The organism is Streptomyces sp. NPDC050743, from assembly GCF_044456925.1.
Classification (GTDB): Bacteria; Actinomycetota; Actinomycetes; order Streptomycetales; family Streptomycetaceae; genus Streptomyces.
The window spans coordinates 21,253-41,039 of record NZ_JBITGJ010000058.1 but is presented as its reverse complement, the minus strand read 5'-3'; the positions used below and the strand labels follow the sequence as shown (position 1 = coordinate 41,039).

Here is a 19,787-nt window from a genome sequence, read left to right as displayed (position 1 = left end):
CCTGCGCGGCCCACAGAAGCGGCTACTTCGGCACCACCGACCCGAGCACGACGCACTCCCCCATCCCCAACCGGCACGTCACTCACGACGCCGCGCGCCCTGGCTCTGCAGCCGAGGTGGGACGAGGAAGCCATCCCTGCCCCCAGTCAGTTCACATCGCTTGGGCACCGGCCACCGCCACACCTTTGCCACCCCAGGCCCCGTCTGCCAGCGGCCAGTCAGATCTCCCCGCTCGCTGCCACTTCAGCTCCCCACCGCGGCCGCTTCGATTCCCCGCTGGCGGCCACTTCGTGTACGCAGAGTGGGGTCATGCTCGGCGGCGCTCGCCCCACCACGGCAGGATCGGAGGCAGGTCGCCGAGCCCTCGGCTTGGCCGCTTCGGCATCGGCGACTCCCCGTCGTCCCCGTCCCAGCGGCGTGCGTATTGATCTGGGAGGCTGCCCCAGCCCCAGTAGGGAACCGGACGGTCGGGTGTCACGCCGAGTTCATCGTGGGGATCGATGCGCTTTTCCGCCACCGTGCACAGGTGGGCCCAGTCGTCACCCATGTCAAAGACGTAGGCGAACTGTTCGCCGACCTGGAGCCTGCTCAGCTTGGTGGCATGGCCGTCCACGGTACCGTCCGGGGCCTCGTCGTCCCACCAGTCCAGAGGGCTGACCCGGGTGCCGTCGGACAACGTGAACATATGCAGGTGGGCCAGGTCCCAGCGGCCGAAAGCGAGATCGATGGCCGTGGCGAACTGGGCGAAGGAATGCGAGCGCGCAGCGGCGAAGAGCCGGCCAGGGCGAGGCCACAGGTCTGCCCCGTGCCCAGAGACCAACTCCACCCGGATGGACAGCCAGGTACGTGCCACGATCACAACCCTTCATGCGTCATGTTCCCGAATTGGCAACCGAGGCTACTGAGTGTGACTGCCAGTTGGAGAATCGAGCTGGCCGTACGTGGAGACTTTCCACCGGCCGCCGACACCGCCCCTGCGGCGTGCCGTTGCCATCCAGGGAGCGCCAGCCGAGGCCCCCCGAGCGACACGTCGATTGCCTGCCACCCGCGCGAGTTCGGCGAAAAACCGATGGATGGAGATTGCATTCTCGCTCCGCCCAACGCCGCGACCACCTGCCGAGACATGCGAACCGACCGTGGCCACGGTGCGGCCGTCCGGGCCGAAGTCGAGCCCCTCGACGTCCGCCGAAGGATCCCGCAGAGTGCCCAAGCGCCTCCTTCGCGCTGGATCCGAGACGTCCCACAGCGTCACGGTGTCCCCAAATAACCCTGCGACGGTGGCCAGGGTATGGCGGTCACGGCTGAACGCCGCCATCCACTCGGTGCCCGGTTGAACACCCGACCCCTGCGAACCGCCAGCGAAACGCGTCTGCATCAGGGTGAGCTGTCCCGGATTTCGTGGAGTCCGCGATCGTGTGATCAAGCGATCTGCGGGGCTTCCTCCAGTTGCGCCCAGTACGCCTGTTCGTACTCGTCGGGCGGCACATAGCCGAGGGCGGAGTGGAGCCGTTGTACCACGCGACCCACTGGAACACGGCCCGCTCGACCTCGTCAAAGTCACGCCACGGACCCTGATGCTCGATCAGTTCGGCCTTGAACGTGCCGTTCAGGGCCTCGGCCATTGCGTTGTCATAGCTGTCCGCGACGGAGCCGACCGACGCGGAGGCCCCGACCTCAGCCAATCGCTCTGTGTAGCGAATGGACACGTATTGCGCCCCCGGTCGCTGTGGTGAATGAGATCGGCGTCCTTCTTGATCCTCTGCCGCCACAGGGCCATCTCCAGCGCGTCCAGCGGCAGGTCCGTGCGCATGTGATTGGCAACCTGCCAGCCCACGATCCGACGGGAGTACGCGTCCAGGACGAACGCAACGTAGACCCAGCCCGACCAGGTGCGGACGTAGGTCAGGTCGGCCAGCCACAGCTGGTTCGGTCGCTGGGCGCTGAACCGTCGGTTGACCAGGTCCGGCGGACGCGGGGCGGCCGGCTCGGGGATCGTGGTGCGTCGGCGCTGTCCCCGGATGACGCCCTCGATGCCGAGCTCACGCATCAGCCGCTCGATGGTGCAGCGGGCGACGCGGTGTCCTGCGCGGATGAGGGCGCGATCATGTAGCCGACGCCGAGTAGCTCGAGCAGGCGGCCGATGGCGCATCCCCAGCGCTCGAGGGATTTCTTGACCGCTCGGTCCGAATCTGTTCTACTCGATAGCGATGCTGCGAAGCCCTGGGCGTCGCACCCGTGTGGTTCTCCGCCTTCCGCCGTGCAGAGGCGGTCGGCGTCACGACTGGCGCTGCGCGCCGCCTGCTCTCTTCAAAAACCCCGCCATGAGAGGTGCCCTGACCATGACTACACGTGAGGTCGTCGAGAAGTTCCTCGGGCTGCTTGGTGCCGGAGATCCTGACGCCGTCGCCGAGCTGTTCGCAGAGGAGATCGACTGGTACGTGCCCGGGTCCCCGCAACTGCCCTGGACCGGCCGCCGCACGACGCCCGCCGAGGTCGCCGACTATCTCCGCGTGCTGGGCGAGAACATCGTCCCGGAGAAGAACGTCGATAATGTCGAGGCGCTCGTCGTCGATGGTGACCACGCCGTCCTCCTCGGAGAGTTCTCGCGCGTGGCGAGGAGTACGGCCGCTCCTACCAGATGCCCATCGCCATGCACTTCCAGGTCACCGACGGCGAGATCACCAAGCTGTACCTTTACGAAGACACCCTTAAGGTTGCGCAGGCATACGCGCAGTGAGGGTCTGACCTTTCACGTCTCCTCCGCCGAGGCCGCAGCAGGGGCCGTTGTGCCGCATGCGCTGTGGCCGGCGGCCGACTCAGCGCCTGTCCGCCGCGCCGAGGCCCCGACCCCACACCTTTCAAGGGAACCGCCATGCCTGCTGCGATCGACATACGCCGTGCCTCTTCCCGCAGCCTCGCCCGTACTCCCTGGCTACGGTCCTGGAACTCCTTCTCTTTCGGAGCCCAGGCCGATCCGGGCAACACTCACTTCGGGCTGCTTCTCGTGTCCAACGAGGACACCGTCGAACCGGGTACGGGGTTCGACACTCATCCCCACCAGGACATGGAGATCGTCACATGGGTCCTGGAGGGCGCGCTGGTCCACCAGGACTCAACCGGCCACAACGGAATCATCTATCCGGGCCTGGCCCAGCGGATGACCGCCGGCGCCGGGATTCTTCACAGCGAGAAGAACGACTCGTGGACGCTGTCCGGCGACCCAGTACACAGCGACCCCGTGCACTTCATCCAGATGTGGGTGCTGCCCGACACAGCCGGGGTCGCTCCGGGGTACGAGCAGTTGGACATCAACACCCAGCTCGGGCAAGGCGGGTGGGCGATCCTGGCATCTGGCATGCCCAAGCACTCCGGCACACGCGCCCTCAGTATCCGCCAGAAGCACGCCGCCCTGCACGTGGCGCGGCTTCGCCCAGCCGAGACTGTGCACATCGCGACCGCGCCGTTCGTCCATCTCTTCGTCGCCAAGGGCGCGCTCGCCTTGGAAGGCTCCGGTGCGCTGACTGAAGGAGATGCGGCGCGCATCACGGCTGCCGAGGGTCAGCGCATCACCGCAGCCGCTGAGGGTGCGGAGGTACTCATGTGGGAGATGGACGCGACGGTGGTTCTCCGGTGAGCCCTCAGTGTCCTTGCAGTCGCAGTCCTGTGTAGCTACATTTAGATGAAATGAGCAATTCACGTGAATGCCCGCAGGCTACTCCTTGCCTACACCGCCAATATCTCGGACCCCAATTTCATTTCGTCCCTCTTCGCCGAGGACGGCGCCATTGAACTGCCATATCTCGAATCCATCGGCCTTCCAACTCGAACAGTCGGTCCGGAAGCAATCCGCGAGTTCATCATCGGACTGCTACAAGTCATCCCTGACCTCGGTTTCGATACGGTGGACATCATGATCGAGACTGAGGATCAGGTCTTCGGAGAGTGGTCGGTGGAGAGAACCACGGCCGCTGGCCGCCTCTTCAGCCAGACATACGCCGGACGCCTCGTGGCGGAGAACGGGAAGATCAAGCTCCTCCGCGAGTCCTTGGATCTGGTCCGAGCCGCACGCGCGATGCTGCCCAACGGAGTGGCGGACATCCCTGCATGACTCGCCCTTGCGGTTCGCGGCAAGCCGCGACGGCGACCAGGGCGCACAGCGTTCGCTCCGGGAGGGACCATGCCCTCGAACCCTCCCGCACCTCCCTTCTTCGTCGAGGAGGTTCAGGGTCGCCGAGGACGCCGGTGGCGCAGTCGCGTCGAGTGCATCCGGGGCGCGAGGACGCGCCGGCCTTCGGATCGCCGGGGATTACGTCCGTCGGCTCGCGTCCCCGCCGCCTGGTGTGTCATTTCCGCCGGCGTGAGCCGTGGCGCTCGCCGCCGCAGTCGCCATGACTCGTGCGGTGCCCGAGCACCCATACGTCGCGCGACGGAAAGTGCTGCGCGAGCGACACGCCAGGAGGAGAAATGAACGGCAGTAGCGATCTCAAGAAAACGCGAGAAGAGGTGGCTATCCACTACTTCCGGTTGGTGGACGCCACCGATCCCGCAGTTTTGGATCTATTCACCGATGATGCTCGGATGTTCTTCCCGAAGTTCGGATTCGCCGCCGGTAAGGATCAGATTGGGACATTTGCGCAGGGGCCGGGTAGGGGGATCTCGAAGATCGAGCACGACATCCCCGGTTTCACAGTGCTGTCGTCCGGAAATCACGTGGCAGTTGAGGCGGTGAAGGGGACGACAGCATCGGGTGTGGATTTCCCTGACCGTGTCTCCTCCTTCGGACTCTTCTGCAACGTTTTGAAGTTCGAAGGTGAACGCATCAGAAGAGTCCACATCTACGAGGACCCGGATTTCGCAAGTACGCACACCCGCGGAGTGGCCTGGGGCGAATCGGTGCGCGACGGCATGTAGTCGGCACAAAGATCGCTCGACGGCCCGTTGGTCGCTGCCGCGGGCCGTTGTGCAGTCTGGGGTGAGGCGCCCTGCCGGCGACCGCCTCGCCGGAGCCTGTCGGGCGTGGTCGAGAGCCTCATCAGCGGATGACGCCCGACGGCCTTCTTCCCGGTCGCGCAGCGCGCTTGTGCGAGAGCCACGGCAGAGCTTCGCAATCGCGATCAGCAATGGGCCGTGCGTGGTGCGCTCCTCCGCTTCTCGAGGACTTGTGGTGGACCAGGGCGAAGGTGCCCTGATCGAAATTGTCGTGGCCACACGGGAGTCGGTGTTCATGCACCCCCCCCCGCGACAGCGGACCGAATTGCCTGTCCTGCCTGCAGCGCGGCGTCGCCCCGGGAACGCGGACGCAGCCTCGCTGACAGCGCGGTCAGCGGACGCGCCGTGCCGATCGACTGGTGGTGGGCAGACGGTGGGGTCGGTTTCTGACGCGATCGGGTAAAGGCGGCCCTTGGTCGGCCGGTCGAGCCGAAGAGACGTGTTCAGCGCGAAGGCTGTGCAGATGAGTCTGCTGCGTCCGACATCCGGCGAGATGCGTTGGAATCGTGTCCGTGGACAGGGTCGCCCGTACTCAGCAGCGCGTCCAGGGACTGGGCGAGATGCTCCGTGAAGGATTCCCTGCTCATCTCGGCGAGTGCACCGGCTTTCACGACGTAGCGGCTGAACGTCACTCCGATGAGCAGCCCTGCGACGAACGGGAGGCGGTGCTCAACGGCGTCGGCGTTCAGAAGTCGGCCATAAGTGGTGGACGTGAGGTCTTCCATGGCCCGGTATAGCGATCCTGCGGCGCGGTCGTCGATGGCCGCGCTGCGGATCAGTGCGATGAAGGGGTCGGTGCCCGCGGAGTCTTCCAGTCGGCGCACGTAGCTCTGCGCGATACGCGTGGACAGTGACTGACCGGATTCGTCGGCCAGTTGCACGACCTCCCGCGTACCAGGGACGGCAGCCAGGAAGAGAGCCTCCTTGCTGCCGAAGTGGCGCAGGACCAGGCCGTGGGTCACTCCGGCCCGGCGGGCGATCTCTCGCACGGTGGCCCGGTCATAACCCCTTTCCGCGAACGCTTGGGCGGCCGCTTCGAGGATCGCCTCACGGTGGCGAACAGGATCCCGGACTCGACGGGGCGCTGCCGGCTTGGGAGTGGGCATGGAGTGGGTCACACCTCCTCGTAGTCCCTACTGACCGTTTGGATATTAGCGCCTGGCGACCTACGCTTCTAATGACCATCTGGTCATTAGCGGCCTACCGGTGCTCCGAAGAAATGGAATCGGATGTCTTCTCCCGCTCGTTCCCGCCCCCTCGCCGATCCCCAGGTGGTCATCGTGGGAGCCGGTCCTGTCGGACTGTGGCTCGCCCACGAGCTGGGCCTCGCCGGGGTCTCCGTCCTGGTGCTGGAACGCGACACGCAGCGCAGCCCGCACTCGAAAGCCCTCGGCATCCATCCGCGCACCGTCGAAGTGCTTGCCATGCGCGGGCGGCATCGTGACATCAAGGCCGCCGGACGCCCCCTTCCCAGTTGGCACTTCGGGATGCTCGAGTCGCGTGTTGACCTGGGCGGACTGGATACGCCCTTCCCTTACCTGCTGGCCTACCCCCAGGCGGCCACGGAGGCACTGCTCGAGCAGTACGCCACGGACGTCGGAGCCGTCGTCCGCCGCGGGCACACGGTGACGAACGCAGTGCCCGGCCCCTTCGCCGTCACACTCGAAGTGTCCGGGCCCGACGGTGACCATGTCCTGCGACCCGACTACGTCGTGGGGTGCGACGGGGCGGGAAGCACTGTGCGGCGCGCCGCCGGCATCCCGTTCCCCGGAACGGACGCAACGGCCTACGGTTTCCTGGGCGAGGTCGTTCTCGATACCCCGCCCGCCCCGGGGTTTGCCGCCCACACGGCCGGTGGACACCTCATCGTCGTGCCTTTGGGGGGCGACATGTACCGCGTCACGGGCTACGACCCCCTCAACCAGGACGCTCACCAAGGGCCCCTGACGATGGAGGAACTGCGGGAGACGACCCAGCGTCTCGCCGGAACCGACTTCGGCATGCACCACCCGGTCTGGCTGTCGCGGTTCGGCAATGCCACGAGGGTCGCGTCCGCCTACCGACACGGCCGGATCCTCCTCGCCGGCGACGCGGCCCACATGCACTTCCCCGCGGGCGGCGTCGGCCTCAACGTGGGAATCCAGGACGCCATGAACCTCGGATGGAAGCTCGCCGCAGTCGTCCAGAAGCGGGCGCATCCAGATCTGCTCGACAGCTATCACGGCGAACGGCACCCGGTCGGCCTCGATCTGGCGGAAAACGCTCTCGCGCAGACCGCCCTCATCACCGGTCTGGGTCCCGAGGTCCGCGCACTGCGCCGCTTCCTCAGCAAGGCGGTGGACGCTGCGCCCGACTTCTCCCGCCTCATCGCGCGAACGCTCTCCGCCCTCGACGTGGCCTACCGGCCTGCCTCCCCTGATGCGCATGCTCTCGTCGGAACCCGTGCCCACGACGCGGAAGGGGAGGGCATCCTGCCCCTGCTGCACGACGGCCGGCCCGTCCTTCTGACCGACGCCGAGGGAACTTTGGCGCCGGAGGTCAGGGCGCAGGCCGCGCAGAGGGGAATCGCGGTCCATGCGAGCAGGCTGCCCCTGACCGGGGGAGCACAGTGGTCCGGGGTCACTGCCGCCGTGCTTCGCCCGGACGGACACGTGTGGTGGGCGACTGAACAGCGCCCGGAGGGCGCGGGCTTTGGCGGCATGGTGTGCACTGCGCTCCAGAGGCTTCCGGCTACCTTCTGAGGGCGGAGCGGCCGCCACGCCCTCGACGCGTTGGCCAACGGTCAGTGTTGGGGGCCGGAAGAGGGGATGGCCGCCCGGCCCCCGGGAGCCGGCGGATCGAAGACCCGGGCTCGGTCACGTGTGGCGGCGGACTCCGCGTTTGCTGTGAGGCGGCCTGTTGTCGGAGTGCCGGAGAGTTGCCTCGTTGCGTGGCCGCGGCCCGGCGATCGGGGACGTGAGGTGCTCATGTCTTTCACGGAGGTCTCTCGTCGCGAGTGCCTGACCCCGTCTCCGCGCACGCTCCAGCAGCCGAACGGTCGCACCGTGGACGACGGACGTCGATGCGTGTTCGCACACCCACCAGGCAGCAGTCTCATGCTCGCGTAGTGACCGGATCGTGCCTTCCGTACCCGGGCTGCCGGGGACCCCCGTGTGCCGAACGCCGGTCCCTTCAGTTCCTCAGCAACGCGCGGCAGGCGGCGCGGGCGATCCAGGTCTGGGTGTGGTCGAAAGACCACTTGCGTTCACCGACCAGCGTCATCCAGGCGTGCGGGCCGAGGTGGAAGAACAGCAGGTCGATGGCGTCGGAGCGGCTGACCTCGTCGCCGAGGGCGTCGAGGTCGACCAGACGATCGACTACCTGGGTCAGGGCTTGGATGTAGTCGTCGGCGCCTCTGTCCAGGACCGCCTTGACGGCGGGCTCGCCGGGCGGGTTCCGGTAGAAGAGCCCGTACACGAGGTCCCAGTGCCGTTCATGGGTGATCCGCGTGCCCTCGGCTGTCAGTGCGATCACGGTGCGGGGGTCGTCGCACGCCGCGACCGCAGCCAGGGTGTCGGCGACTGCCGGATCGGTGAGAGCCGGCTCCAGCAGGGCGGCAAGGATGGTCGGCTTGTTCCCCACGCTGGAGTACACGGTCGGCACGGCGACCTTCGCCGCCTCAGCGATCTCGCCGATGGTGACGCCAACATACCCGCGGCTCAGGAAGAGGGCGTGAGCGCTGGTCAGGATGGCTTCCCGGGTGGCGGCCGCAGCGTCGGCGCGCCGGGGTGAGGTGTATTTCCGAACGGTCACGGAAGCAGTCTACGCCCTCACGATAAGTCAATATTTTGACTATAGGCTCCTATAATGAATAGGATGCAGTACATGACGACAGATCTGAATGACTCAGCAGCCGTTCTCGAGACCCGCCTGGCCCACGACGTGCACCGGGTGGCCACGACCCTGCTGGCCGAGGCGGCCGACCGTCCCGCGGTCCCGCTTCGAGCGCTCGCGCAGCTGCGCGACTTCCTGGTCGTGAACCTGCGCCACCACCACGAGACCGAAGACCACGACCTGTGGCCGCAGATCCTCTCCGCGGCTCCGGACGCTGCCCAGGGGCTCGACGCGCTCACCGACGAACACCATGAACTGGACGAGGCGCTTGACCGCCTCGCCGCCGTCGCCGTCACCGACGGTCCCGGGTCGGACGAGGCGATCCGGTCCGAGTTGCACGCCGCGGCCGACGCCGTGCGGGACGTGGTACACAGGCACCTGGATCACGAAGAGCCGATCCTCTTCCCAGCCCTGCGCGCCCACATCAGCCCTGCGGCCTGGACGGACTTCGCCCAGCGAGTCATCGCCACCACACCTCCTGTGGCCGGCCACCTGATGATCGGATTCCTTGATGAGGTCGGTACCTCGGCAGAGGTCCAACTGGTCCTCAAGGGTCTGCCTGAACCGGTGCACCCGTTGCTTCCCGCCATGCGCAGCCAGGCGGTCGAGGACCTTCGTGTCCTTCGGGACGGGTCATGACGCTCGCCCCGCTCAGATGGCCGGACGCGGCGGATGCCGCCATCAGGGGCGACCTCACCGTTGCTGCCGCGTACGTCACACCGGCCGGCGGCACCGTGGTCACCAGCGTCTCGCCCGTCGGCCTGGGTGACCGGGAGGCCGGCATCGTAGGCTTCACCACCTCGCTCGGTTTCCCCAAGAAGCTGGAACGCATCCTGCGCGACCCACACGTGGCACTCGCCTACCACACACGCAAGCACGGCTTCGCAGCAGACAACGCCTACGTGCTCGCTCAAGGAAGGGCCTCGGTCGAACTGAGCCCCTCCCCGCAGCGGTTGGCAGAGCTGATGCGGGCCTCCGAGCCGTTTCTGGGCGCGACGAAACGCGGACCCCTGTGGGACTGGCTGCTGCGTGAGTACCACCAGGAGCGTGTCTTCGTCGACGTCCCGCTCGAGCGGGTCACCGTCTGGGAGGACCTGGCCGCCCGCGAAGGCCACGACGTCACCGGGGCCGCCTGGCCACCGATGCCGGACGCGCAAAAACCTCCGAGGAACGGAACGGGGCCGCGCGTGGATGTGGCGGCCCTGGCACGACAGATCGACAAGCTGCCCCACCGGCTGTTGGCCTATCAGGGCAAGGACGCCTTTCCGGTCATCGTCCCGGTGCGCATCACCAGACATGACGAGACGGGCCTGCACCTCGACGTCCCCGACGGCCTGCTGCCACCCGGGGGACGCAGAGCCGGTTTCCTCGCCCACACCTTCGAGCCGCAGTGTGTCGGGCTGGGCATGCGAACGGTGACCGGCTGGCTCAACGTCACCGACGACGGCACCGCTGTTTACGCCCCCCATACATCCAAGGGTCTGTCGGCTCCTCCGTACCGCACTCTCCTGACGGTCTCCAACGGCCTGCTGGCCAAGTACGGGGTGTGGCGTGCGCGGCGGGATGGCACAGCGGACCGCCTGCAGGCTCTCGCAGACCGCTGATCTGCCCCTCGGCGGTGCGCTCGGGGCCGCAAAGAGGGCGGCTTCGGACTGACCCGATCGCGCCCCAACAGGCCAGGCTTCTGCGCCGAGCCGCGGCAGGGTGAGGAAGGCCTTGTTTCGGCCCTGCGCTCGTAGCGCCGGTGCGGACGGCGGCATCCTGCAAGCCAGGTCACCGTCCACTCCACGGTCTAACGACGTCGGCCCAGCCGCCGGGAGGACTCAATGCCCTTGCGCGTGGTGCACGGAGTGATGTTCCGCGAGCGCAGCCACCAGAAACGGCGTTTCAACGTTGCCAGCCCGACGACCGCCTCGAGGAACCGTCGCGGCGGCCGCTCAGGCAGTGTCGTACCGAGAGCGCGTGTTGGCTGCGACGAGAGTGTCGGCGCCTCACGCAGTGCTGAGCGAACGACATCTCACGCCCTCGATCCGATGGCCATCGGATCGAGGGCGTGGCGCGCCGGTCTCAGGGCTGGGGGTGGGTGCTGTCGGGTCGGGGTCGAGGCAGGTGGGAGAGCGCGGCGCGGCCGATCTGCAGCAGGGCCGAGCCGTCCATGTTCGTCTTGGCGAGGAACTCGATGCCCTGCAGGACGGCGAGGAGCAGGCGTCCCAGCTCCTGGGGGTCGGCGTCCGGATCCAGGCCTCCTTGCCGCTGCGCGTCCTTCACGCAGGCGATCAGGAGGTCTTCCACCCCCTGATATGTCGCTCGAGCCCGGGAGACCACCTCCGGATCCTGGCTGTGCAGCTCCGACGTACTGTTGACCATAAGGCAGCCGCGCCGCTGCGCGTCTTCCGCGAAGCCGTTGGCCGCGCCTTCCAAAAGGAGCGTCAGACGCTGCATGGCCGGTCCCGGTCCAGTGAGGACCTGCCGGACACCCGTCAGCTGCTCCTCGCGATAACTGTCCAGTACTTGCAGGAACAGTTGGCGCTTGTCGCCGAACGCCCCGTACAGGCTTCCCTTGCCCAGGCCGGTGGCGCCCATCAAGTCCTGCAGCGACGTCGCGGCATAACCTCTGTTCCAGAACTGCTCGCGCACGGACTCGAGAACCTGGTTCTCGTCGAAGTTTCTGGGACGGCCCATAGGTGTCACGTTACCCCTTCTGGACCACCTGGTCCACATGGGTGGGCGAGGCCAGGCCACACGTGCGCGCGGCGGCCCCGTGATCACCGGGTCGCCGCAGGCCGCATCCCGTCGGTCTGGTCCCACGCCTACCTGCCGCTGCCCGATTCCTCGTGCACGCGGCCGTCGACCTGGTGCTCGTGGTGGCGCTGCTGCCTCGCCTGAGCGTACGGCGGTGTGCAACTGAGCTTGACCCAGCGTTTTGCCCGGTAGGCAGCGGCTGCGCAACCTGCCCCTGCACACGACAGCCCAGAACAAGGTCTGGCTCGAGATCGTCCAGATCCCCCTCGATCTGCAGGCCTGGATGCCCATGCTCGCCCTCACCGGCAAGGCCCGCCTCTGGGAACCCCGGCGCCTGCGATTCCGCCTGTTCTCCGCGGCCGACCAGCTCGTCGCCACCGGCCGACGCAGGATTCTCCGCCTCAGCCGGAAATGGCCCTGGACCGGCGAGATCACCACCGCCCTCGAACGACTCTCGCTCCTGGCCGCCCCGGCTGAGCAGCACCTTCCACCGTCCCGACGACACCATCACCCGCCCCGGGCAAGCGCGAGGCTAATGCAATTCGCACTCCTCAAGCAGCCTACCGCTGCGAACAGCCCACCCAGTTGGAGGCCGTCTCAGGTGCCGGAAACGCCTGCGCGGCCCACGGGAGCGGCAACTTCGACATCGCCCACCCGAGCACGGCGCGCTCCCCTATCCCCGACCGGCACGTCACCCTCCACACCGGCGCGCCCTGGCTCTGCAGCCGACAGGAGACCTCAGCCACCGCCGCCCCCTTGCCACCTCAGGCCCCCACCCCAACGGCGCGCCGCCGCCATCCAGGGCGCGCCAGCCGAGGCACCGAGCGACACGTCGATTGCCTGCCACCCGCGCGAGTTCGGCGAGAAACAGACGTGCGGAGACTCCATTCCCGCTCCCGTCAACTCGGCTCAACCCCGCGAGTACCTCCCAAGACACGCGGGTGCAACGAGCGAACACACAGGACTGCAAATCAACATCCGGTTCCGAAAGTGACCGGATACACCTCTTGTTGGGTGAGTGAACCCCAGTATCAAGCTGGGAAAGTTGACGGTCATATGCGTAATCTTGCGGTCACTCAAGCGCATTGCCGCAGCTGGACCAGGCCGCGGCTCTGGGCTGCCGCATGTCGCAGACCTGGAGCGGCGCTCAACCGCACCGCGTCGTACGGGGAGACAACGTGACAGCTACACAACGACGCTCATCGGGGACCAATATCGCCGCTGTTCGCACCCGGAAGCACGCAACGGCACTGTTCCTCGCTGGCAGTCTGCTGGTGCTGGCCGGATGTAGCGAAGGCGGCTCGGGCACGTCGTCGAAGCCCAGCCCTACTCAGACAGCTGGCTCGCCGTCCCCCAATTCGACCGTCGACGCCGAGGACGCCGCCATCGTCGCGGCATACACCAGCTCCTGGGACGCGCAGACCGAGGCCTACAGCAAGGCCTCCTCAGCGGGCACCGACCTGAAGAAGAACACCACCTTGAGGGCGCTGTTCGATATCGAGCACGACCTCTCGGTCATGCAGAAGGCCGGACAGGTGACCACCGGCAAGCCGGTGATCCACCCGAAGGTAGTGAAGGTAACCGACGCCAAGATCCCCACAGCCACGGTCACCGACTGCGTCGATACGACGCACTGGACGCTGATCGACAAGGCCTCGAGGAAGAAGGTCCCGCTGCCAACGACGCGGCTCATCAAATACGCCAGCATCGCAACGCTTGAAAAATGGGGGACGAAGTGGATGGTCACGAAGTTGACCGCTCGAGAGGAAGCCTGTTAGCCCGGCGCCTCGCCGTACTCACCGGCGCCCTGGCCCTGGCCCCGGCGGGCGTCGCGCATGCCGGCGGGGATCCCGACGTCGGTGCCGGTAAGTGCCAGGTCATCAAGTTCTGCGTCGATGTCGGCGTCGGTGACGAAGACGGCGGCAGCGGCGGGCAGGCGGGCGGCTCACAAGGCGGTAATGACAGCGGCGACAGCAAGATGGAGTGCAAGTACACCAAGGTCGCCCCAAAGCCTCCGGGCGCATTCCCGGCCTGGAAGGGCGCCGACCCCAAGAAGAACGACCTGTACTTCTACGGATGCACGAACGGCGACCCCAAGAACCCGGACGGCTTTGTCGTCGTACCGATGGGGCAGCCACCAGTGCCGCAGGTCGACCCCCAGGAACTGGCGCAGCGCGCGGTCGACTCCATGACGCTACTCGGCCCGGACATCGCCAGCCCCCGCGCAGCCGGGAAGTACACCGTCGGTGTCCCGATGTGGTTGTGGGTCAACCAGAGCGCCACAACTTACGGCCCGAACACCGCGTCGGCCTCGGCGGGCGGGATAACCGTCACCGCGACAGCGAAGGTGTCGAAGATCGTGTGGCAGATGGGTGACGGTGCCTCCGTGACTTGCAACGGCCCGGGCAAGCCCTACCAGGCGTCCGACAGCCTGGCCCAGTCGCCGACCTGCGGACATGTGTACTCCAAGACTTCAGCTAGTGCCCAAAACGGCAAGTGTCAGGTGACCGCGACCTCGACGTGGGCGATCAACTGGCAAGGCGGCGGACAAGCTGGCCAGCTCACCGAGGTCCGGCAGACCAATGTGCGGGTGGCGGTCGGCGAGGTGCAGGTCGTCAGGTAACGCCACCGGGAGGACAGAACTGTGAGCAAGACCCACGAACGTTTAGACATAACCCCGACCGGAGTCTCTCAGCAGGGGCGCGTAGCGGGACCAGTGACTCCGCCACGGGTCGCGGCGCGCAGGCGCCGTCCGGGTGTCATTGCCTTATCGCTGGCGTTGATCGCTGCTGGAGGTGCGGGGGTTGCTGTTCTGCTGTTGCAGGTCGGTCACCGCATCGAGGTGGTGACCGTGGTCCGCGACGTACAGGTCGGCCAGGTACTCACCGAGAGCGACCTGGGTAAGGCCTCCATTTCCCTGGACCCGGCCGTCAAGACGGTACGCGCAGCAGACCTGGACTCGGTGGTGGGCAAGCGGGCGGCGGTGGAGCTCAAGCCCGGCTCGCTGCTGGCGCCGTCCCAGGTGACGAAGGACTCGTTGGTGAAGGCCGGTGAGCAGTTGGTGCCGATCGGGCTGAAGCCGGAACAGGTACCGGCCACCGCTCTGGTGCCGGGTCAGAAGGTGGAGCTGGTGCACGTACCGGCCCAGGGCCAGGAGGACACCGGCAAGGCTTCTGACATCGCGCCGCAGACCATCCAGGGCCGGGTCGTGAAGGCCTCCGGGGCCGCCCCCGGCACGGGGATCGTGGTCGTCGATGTCGCCACCTTGGCCGCGGACGGGCCCACGGCGGCCGCCTGGGAGTCGGCGGGCACGCTGCGCCTGGTCCTTACCGCTGGGGACGGTAGCTGATGGCTTTGATCGCGCTCGCCGGCTGCAGCGGCGCGCCGGGTGTGACCACGAGTGCTCTGGCCCTTCTTTTGTCGTGGCCGCTGGAAGCGGGCCGGCGGATGATCCTGGCCGAGTGCGACCCGGACGGCGGCGCCGTGCTGCACGGGCTGCTGCAGGGCACGCTCGGCGACCGGTACGGGCTGCGCAACCTCTCCGTCGCCGCCCGCAAAGGCGAGTTCAGCGAAGCCTTCTGGCGCCAGCTGATCGACCTGAGCAGCGAGGACGGCAAGCAGGACTCCCCGCGCGACCGGCTGCTGCTGCCCGGCATCACCGATCCCTCGCAGTCGGCGAGCCTCGGCCAGGTGTGGAAGATCCTCGCGCAGATGTTCCGTGGCATCGAGGCCAAGAGCGGCCACGACGTCCTGATCGACCTCGGACGGCGGGGGGCGTATGGGCCCTCGGGGGTTCTGGCCGAGCAGGCCGACGCCACGTTCGTGGTGGTCCGCAATACCCTGCGCTGCCTGCAGGCAGCAGAGGGCCGGGTGCGCGCGCTGGAGGAGCGTGTAGGCGACGTCGGCGTGCTGGTGGTCAATGAGGGCCCGTATCCCGCGGGTGAAGTACAGCGCGTGCTGCAGGTGCCGGTGATCGCCACCCTGCCGTATGCGCCGAAGGACGCCCGCGTGCTGTCCGACGGCGCCGAACAGCCGCGCCACTTCACCAGGTCGCCGCTGATGAAGGCCGCCCGCACCAGCAGCACGCTGCTGGTGCAGCGGGCCGCCCTGCGCCGGGCCCGTCTCGATCCACGGGCCGCGCGCACGGCAGGCGGGGAGGTCGCCCATGCACGCTAGGCCCCTGCACCCTGACCCCACGGTGGCACCCCCGCCCCAGCAGCGGGCGCACCACAGCAGCGGCGTACCGGCTGCTGCCGGGGCTGCCTCGAGTGCGCAGGTGCTCGGCACGGCGGTTCCTCAGATCACCGTCGACCACCGGGTGGCCCGGGAGGTTGCTTCCCAGGTCGCCAAGCAGCGCGAGGAACTGCTGAAGACCAAGCCCGCTATGGACCGGGCGAGCGAGGAGCAGCGCTGCCTGAACTGGATCGCCGAGGCCGTCGCGGTGTGGTCCGACGCCCGGGCGATGACGCCGCAGGAAGACGAGGCGCTGCGGCGCGCCGTGTATGACCTGCTCTTTCGGGCCGGCCGGTTACAGCCGTATCTGGATGACGGGCGGGTGGAGGACATCATCATCCAGGGCCCGCACGAGGTGTGGCTCGACTACGGCGACGGCGAACGCCGCCGGGTGGGCCCGGTTGCGGATTCCGAGGAGGAACTGCTGGAGTTGCTGAGGGAGTTGGCCCGGGGCTCGGGTCACAGCGAGCGGACCATCTCCACCGCCAGCCCCACGCTCGCCTTGTCCCTGCAGGACGGCTCGCGCCTGCAGGCCGTCACCGGGCTCGGGCCGATGACGTATGCGGTCATCCGCCGGCACCGCGTCTCCCAGGCCACTCTCGACGACCTCGTGCGGCTGGGCACCATCGATACGGTGCTGCGCGAGTTCCTCGGTGCCGCCGTACGCGCCGAGAAGAACATCATGATCGCGGGGAAGCAGAAGGCGGGGAAGACCACGCTGATGCGGGCGATGCTCAAGGAGTTCGACCCGGAGTGCCGCTTCGCGACCATCCAGAGCGAGGATGAGTTGTTCTGCCATGCCGACGGCTACCACAAGCAGGTCGTCTCCCTGGTGGGGCGTGAGTCGAACGGGGAGAAGGACCCGGCCGGGCGTGGCGCCGGTGAGGTCACGCTGCTGGACCTGATGCATCCCGCTTTGCGGATGTCTTTGGAGCGGATCGTGGTGGGCGAGGTCCGCGGACCGGAAGTCGTCGCCATGATGCAGGCGTTGACCAACGGCTCCGGCGGCAACTTGTGCACCATCCACGCGCGTCGCCCGGACATCGTCTTCGACCGGATCGCCGAGCTGTATGCGCTCGCTCAGCAGAACCTCTCCGAGCAGCTGGCCTACCGGCAGATGGCCAACGGGTTGGACTTCATCGTGTACGTCGACATGACGGACGAGACGCAGATCGGCGGCCGCCGCCACCGCTACGTCTCCCACGTCCTGGAACTGACCGGGATCGGCGAGATGGGCCGGCCCGCCACCAACGAGATCTTCTCCCCCGGAGCTGAATGGGGGGAGCTGCGGGCGGTGCCGAGGATGGACCCGGCCTGCATCGACGACCTGCGCCGCGTCGGCTTTGACTCAGGCCTGCTGCAGGAGTCGTACGGGGCCTGGACGGCGCCGCTGCCGCTGAAGGTGGGGGTGAGCCGGTGATCTGGCTGTTCGGGCTGCTCAGCGGCATGGCCGTCGTCGGCGGGGTGATCGGCGCGATAGCGGGTGTCATGGGCACGCCAGTGCCGGGGCGGGCTCCGCTGCTCAGGCGCTGGCAGGCCCTGCGCGGCGCCACGCATCGAAGCCAGGATGCTCGGCTGCGCCGGCGCACCCTCGCGGCCGCGGCCGTCGTGGTCTTCGTGGCCGCGTGGCTGATCAGCAAAAACTTCGTCGCCAGCATCATGCTGGGCGCTGCTGTCATCGGGGTGCCCTGGCTGATCACGCCGGTGCAGATGGCGCAGCAGCGCATCGGCCAGCTGGAGGGCTTGAGCGAGTGGACGCAGCGGCTGGCCGGCCTGCTGAGGCTGGGCATGGGCCTGGAACAGGCGATGATCACCAGCCGTCAGGGCGCGCCGGACGAACTCGCGCCGCAGATCATCAATCTCTCCGACCGGCTGCGCCTGGGGTGGCGGCCGGAGAGGGCGCTGCGCGCGTTCGCCGATGAACTGGGCGATGTCACTGCGGACAAGGTGGGCGCGGCGCTCATCCTGTCGGCGGGCGACCGCGGCCCGGGCCTGGCTCAGGCCTTGGAGGATCTGTCGGGCACCGTCCGCGAGGAGGTCGCCAAGAGGCGCGCCATCGAGGCGGACCGGGCCAAGCCCCGCACCACCGTGCGGTGGATGACCCTCATCACCGTGGGCGTCGTCGTCGCCGGCTTCTTCGTGCCCGCCTACACAAGGCCGTACGCCACGCTGCTGGGCCAGCTCGTGCTCGCCTTGCTGACGGCCGCCTTCGTCGGCGTGCTCGCCCTGATGCGGCAGCTGGGCTCCTTCAGCCGCATCCCCCGCTTCCTCATTCCCGACCCGGCCAGCACCGTCCGGCTGCCTGCCCCCGCACCGAAGCCGGATATGCCCCTGGCCACTCTCGAGCCGGAAGGAGCCGCCTGGTGAACCTGCTCCCCGTCGTTGTGAGCGGCGGCACCGTCGGCGCCGGCATCGCCCTGCTGATCAGGGAACTGCTGCAGCCCCAGCCGGCGTTGGGGCCGGCGCTGCAGCGCAGTGCCCCGGCCGCGTTGACGATGCCCGAGCCGGAGCTGGACCGCGAGGAGGTGTGGGGCCGGTGGCTGCTGGCCCGCCTGAACCGGCTGCCGGGCGTGAAGGTCCCCACCACGAACCTGGCCCTGCTGGGGCAAGGCCCGGGCCAGTTCATGCTCAAGAAGACCGCGCTCGCCGCGCTGGGACTGCTCTGCCCGGTGATCGCCACGATTCCGTGGATCATCGCGGGCGTCGGTGTGCCGTTCTACATGCCCGCCGGCGCAGGACTCCTCATCGCAGGCCTGCTGTTCATCACCCCGGATCTCGCCGTGCGGGACCAGGCCAAGCGGGCACGGGAGGAGTTCGCGCACGCCCTGTCCGCTTACCTCGAGTTGGTCGCGCTCAAGCGGGCCGCCGACGCCGGCCCCGCCCAGGCGTTGGAGAAGGCCGCCGAGGTCGGCGAGGGCTGGCCCTTTGTGTATGTGCAGGGCGCACTGCGCCGGGCCCGGCTGGAGAAGATCCCGCCCTATCAAGCACTCGCGGAACTCGCCCGCGCCTACGACCTGCCCCACCTGGACGACGTCGCCGACATCATGCGCGGCTCAGCCACCGACGGTGCCGCCGTCTACAAGACACTGCGGGCCCGCACCGCCGCCCTCAACGCCGAACTGCTGGCCGATCAGGCCGCCGAGGCGAACGCGGCCAGCGAAAAGATGACCGCTCCCGGGGCGCTGCTCGCCGTGCTGGTGATGCTGCTGATGGCGTTCCCCGCGGTCATCCGCATGCTCACCGTCTAACGCCCTGCCCGCCCCACTCCACCCAACCTTCCATCTTCATTTCTTGGAGGAGCGCAGATCATGAAGCACACCGCAGCCCGTACCTGGTGCTTGGCGCACTGGCTGACCACGCGCCTGAACGAGAGCCTTGAGGACGCCAGACGGCAGCCGGACCGCGGCGACATCAGCATCACCACCGTCATCATCTGGGTGGCAGCCGTCACCGGCGCCCTGCTGATCGCCGGAAGCATCGCGGTCGTGATCGGCAAGTACAACGGCAAACTCTCCGGACTGTGATGTCGCATCCGCAGTGGCTGAAGGACTGGTGGCACGGCCGGACTTGGCACGATGACCGCGGGGAGGCGTCCATCCAGATGGCGATCGTCTTCCCCGTCGTGCTGCTCGCCACGGTCGCCGTCATCCAGGCATCCATGTGGTACTACGCACGCCAGATCGCGCTGACCGCGGCCAGGGAAGGCGCCTGCGCGGCCCGCGCCTACCAGGCGAGCCCCGCCGACGGCGCGGTGCGGGCACGCAGTGTGCTCGCCCGCACCGCAGGCGACAGCCTGCGCGGCTACAGCGTCACGGCAACCAGCAACGGCCAACGCGTCAGCGTCCACGTCACGGGCACGGCCATCTCGATGATCCCCGGCCTGCCGGGCCTTCACATCAGCCAGTCGGCATCCGGCGCCGTCGAACGCTGGACCCTCCCGGAAAGGTGAT

General features: G+C 67.9%; 19 protein-coding genes and 4 pseudogenes. 17 read left to right on the top strand and 6 right to left on the bottom strand.

What is annotated here, in order from left to right; translation table 11 throughout:
• Window positions 1-307: 307 nt before the first annotated feature.
• Together ACIBJF_RS36475 and ACIBJF_RS36470 are read right to left on the bottom strand one after the other, a co-directional pair.
• Window positions 308-853: a hypothetical protein gene (locus tag ACIBJF_RS36475; protein WP_399180370.1), complete on the bottom strand. Its 546-nt coding sequence runs from the start codon at window positions 851-853 to the stop codon at window positions 308-310.
• A gap of 566 nt (window positions 854-1,419) precedes the next feature.
• A pseudogene (locus ACIBJF_RS36470) lies at window positions 1,420-2,101 on the bottom strand (IS3 family transposase); the annotation flags it as partial.
• Between the two features lie 106 nt (window positions 2,102-2,207).
• On the opposite strand from ACIBJF_RS36470, the pseudogene ACIBJF_RS36465 reads away from it, so the two are divergent.
• The 4 genes and pseudogenes from ACIBJF_RS36465 to ACIBJF_RS36450 all read left to right on the top strand — a co-directional run.
• Window positions 2,208-2,567, top strand: a pseudogene (locus tag ACIBJF_RS36465) (nuclear transport factor 2 family protein); the annotation flags it as partial.
• Window positions 2,568-2,872: 305 nt separating this feature from the next.
• Window positions 2,873-3,634: a pirin family protein gene (locus ACIBJF_RS36460; RefSeq protein WP_399180369.1), complete on the top strand. Its 762-nt coding sequence runs from the start codon at window positions 2,873-2,875 to the stop codon at window positions 3,632-3,634.
• A 63-nt stretch (window positions 3,635-3,697) separates the two neighbouring features.
• A complete protein-coding gene (locus ACIBJF_RS36455) occupies window positions 3,698-4,108 on the top strand; it encodes a nuclear transport factor 2 family protein (protein ID WP_399180367.1) in 411 nt (136 codons plus the stop codon).
• Between the two features lie 356 nt (window positions 4,109-4,464).
• Entirely contained in the window at window positions 4,465-4,911 is a 447-nt protein-coding gene (locus tag ACIBJF_RS36450) for a nuclear transport factor 2 family protein (protein ID WP_399180365.1), read from the top strand.
• Window positions 4,912-5,432: 521 nt separating this feature from the next.
• Here the strand turns inward: ACIBJF_RS36450 and ACIBJF_RS36445 are convergent.
• The gene (locus tag ACIBJF_RS36445) at window positions 5,433-6,095 is read right to left on the bottom strand and encodes a TetR family transcriptional regulator (RefSeq protein WP_399180363.1); all 663 of its coding nucleotides are present in this window, start codon (window positions 6,093-6,095) and stop codon (window positions 5,433-5,435) included.
• 174 nt (window positions 6,096-6,269) lie between these two features.
• Between ACIBJF_RS36445 and ACIBJF_RS36440 the strand changes: the two genes are divergently transcribed.
• On the top strand, window positions 6,270-7,730 hold the full coding sequence (locus tag ACIBJF_RS36440; RefSeq protein ID WP_399180362.1) for an FAD-dependent monooxygenase: 1,461 nt from the start codon (window positions 6,270-6,272) through the stop codon (window positions 7,728-7,730).
• A gap of 430 nt (window positions 7,731-8,160) precedes the next feature.
• Here the strand turns inward: ACIBJF_RS36440 and ACIBJF_RS36435 are convergent, their stop codons facing one another.
• Entirely contained in the window at window positions 8,161-8,781 is a 621-nt protein-coding gene (locus tag ACIBJF_RS36435; RefSeq protein WP_399180360.1) for a TetR/AcrR family transcriptional regulator, read from the bottom strand.
• Between the two features lie 72 nt (window positions 8,782-8,853).
• Here ACIBJF_RS36435 and ACIBJF_RS36430 point away from each other — a divergent pair, with 72 nt between their 5' ends.
• Window positions 8,854-9,501 carry a hemerythrin domain-containing protein gene (locus tag ACIBJF_RS36430; protein WP_399180358.1) on the top strand — a complete coding sequence of 216 codons (648 nt, stop codon included), beginning with the start codon at window positions 8,854-8,856 and terminating at the stop codon, window positions 9,499-9,501.
• Entirely contained in the window at window positions 9,498-10,466 is a 969-nt protein-coding gene (locus tag ACIBJF_RS36425; protein ID WP_399180356.1) for a hypothetical protein, read from the top strand. Before ACIBJF_RS36430 ends, ACIBJF_RS36425 begins: the two co-directional genes overlap by 4 nt.
• A 116-nt stretch (window positions 10,467-10,582) precedes the next feature.
• On the opposite strand, the pseudogene ACIBJF_RS36420 reads toward ACIBJF_RS36425, so the two are convergent.
• Both ACIBJF_RS36420 and ACIBJF_RS36415 read right to left on the bottom strand, forming a co-directional pair.
• Window positions 10,583-10,735, bottom strand: a pseudogene (locus ACIBJF_RS36420) (IS5/IS1182 family transposase); the annotation flags it as partial.
• A 194-nt stretch (window positions 10,736-10,929) separates the two neighbouring features.
• A complete protein-coding gene (locus ACIBJF_RS36415; protein ID WP_399180355.1) occupies window positions 10,930-11,544 on the bottom strand; it encodes a TetR/AcrR family transcriptional regulator in 615 nt (204 codons plus the stop codon).
• A gap of 259 nt (window positions 11,545-11,803) precedes the next feature.
• Between ACIBJF_RS36415 and ACIBJF_RS36410 the strand changes: the two are divergent.
• The 10 genes and pseudogenes from ACIBJF_RS36410 to ACIBJF_RS36365 form a co-directional block, all read left to right on the top strand.
• Window positions 11,804-12,076, top strand: a pseudogene (locus tag ACIBJF_RS36410) (transposase); the annotation flags it as partial.
• Window positions 12,077-12,782: 706 nt separating this feature from the next.
• Window positions 12,783-13,382: a hypothetical protein gene (locus tag ACIBJF_RS36405; RefSeq protein ID WP_399180353.1), complete on the top strand. Its 600-nt coding sequence runs from the start codon at window positions 12,783-12,785 to the stop codon at window positions 13,380-13,382.
• Complete coding sequence (locus ACIBJF_RS36400; protein ID WP_399180351.1) at window positions 13,328-14,227, top strand: ATP/GTP-binding protein; 900 nt, start codon at window positions 13,328-13,330, stop codon at window positions 14,225-14,227. Before ACIBJF_RS36405 ends, ACIBJF_RS36400 begins: the two co-directional genes overlap by 55 nt.
• A gap of 21 nt (window positions 14,228-14,248) precedes the next feature.
• Window positions 14,249-14,953 (top strand): SAF domain-containing protein, encoded by a 705-nt coding sequence (locus ACIBJF_RS36395; RefSeq protein WP_399180349.1) that lies wholly within the window; start codon window positions 14,249-14,251, stop codon window positions 14,951-14,953.
• Window positions 14,953-15,780 carry a hypothetical protein gene (locus tag ACIBJF_RS36390; RefSeq protein ID WP_399180347.1) on the top strand — a complete coding sequence of 276 codons (828 nt, stop codon included), beginning with the start codon at window positions 14,953-14,955 and terminating at the stop codon, window positions 15,778-15,780. The genes ACIBJF_RS36395 and ACIBJF_RS36390 overlap by 1 nt, the downstream gene beginning before the upstream one ends.
• Window positions 15,770-17,257: a CpaF family protein gene (locus tag ACIBJF_RS36385; protein ID WP_399180345.1), complete on the top strand. Its 1,488-nt coding sequence runs from the start codon at window positions 15,770-15,772 to the stop codon at window positions 17,255-17,257. The genes ACIBJF_RS36390 and ACIBJF_RS36385 overlap by 11 nt, the downstream gene beginning before the upstream one ends.
• Window positions 17,254-18,204, top strand: coding sequence for a type II secretion system F family protein (locus ACIBJF_RS36380; protein WP_399180343.1), 951 nt, complete (start codon window positions 17,254-17,256; stop codon window positions 18,202-18,204). The genes ACIBJF_RS36385 and ACIBJF_RS36380 overlap by 4 nt, the downstream gene beginning before the upstream one ends.
• Window positions 18,201-19,085 carry a type II secretion system F family protein gene (locus tag ACIBJF_RS36375; protein ID WP_399180341.1) on the top strand — a complete coding sequence of 295 codons (885 nt, stop codon included), beginning with the start codon at window positions 18,201-18,203 and terminating at the stop codon, window positions 19,083-19,085. The genes ACIBJF_RS36380 and ACIBJF_RS36375 overlap by 4 nt, the downstream gene beginning before the upstream one ends.
• A gap of 60 nt (window positions 19,086-19,145) precedes the next feature.
• Window positions 19,146-19,361 carry a hypothetical protein gene (locus tag ACIBJF_RS36370; RefSeq protein WP_399180339.1) on the top strand — a complete coding sequence of 72 codons (216 nt, stop codon included), beginning with the start codon at window positions 19,146-19,148 and terminating at the stop codon, window positions 19,359-19,361.
• Window positions 19,361-19,786: a TadE/TadG family type IV pilus assembly protein gene (locus ACIBJF_RS36365; RefSeq protein ID WP_399180337.1), complete on the top strand. Its 426-nt coding sequence runs from the start codon at window positions 19,361-19,363 to the stop codon at window positions 19,784-19,786. The genes ACIBJF_RS36370 and ACIBJF_RS36365 overlap by 1 nt, the downstream gene beginning before the upstream one ends.
• The last annotated feature ends 1 nt before the right edge of the window (window position 19,787 follow it).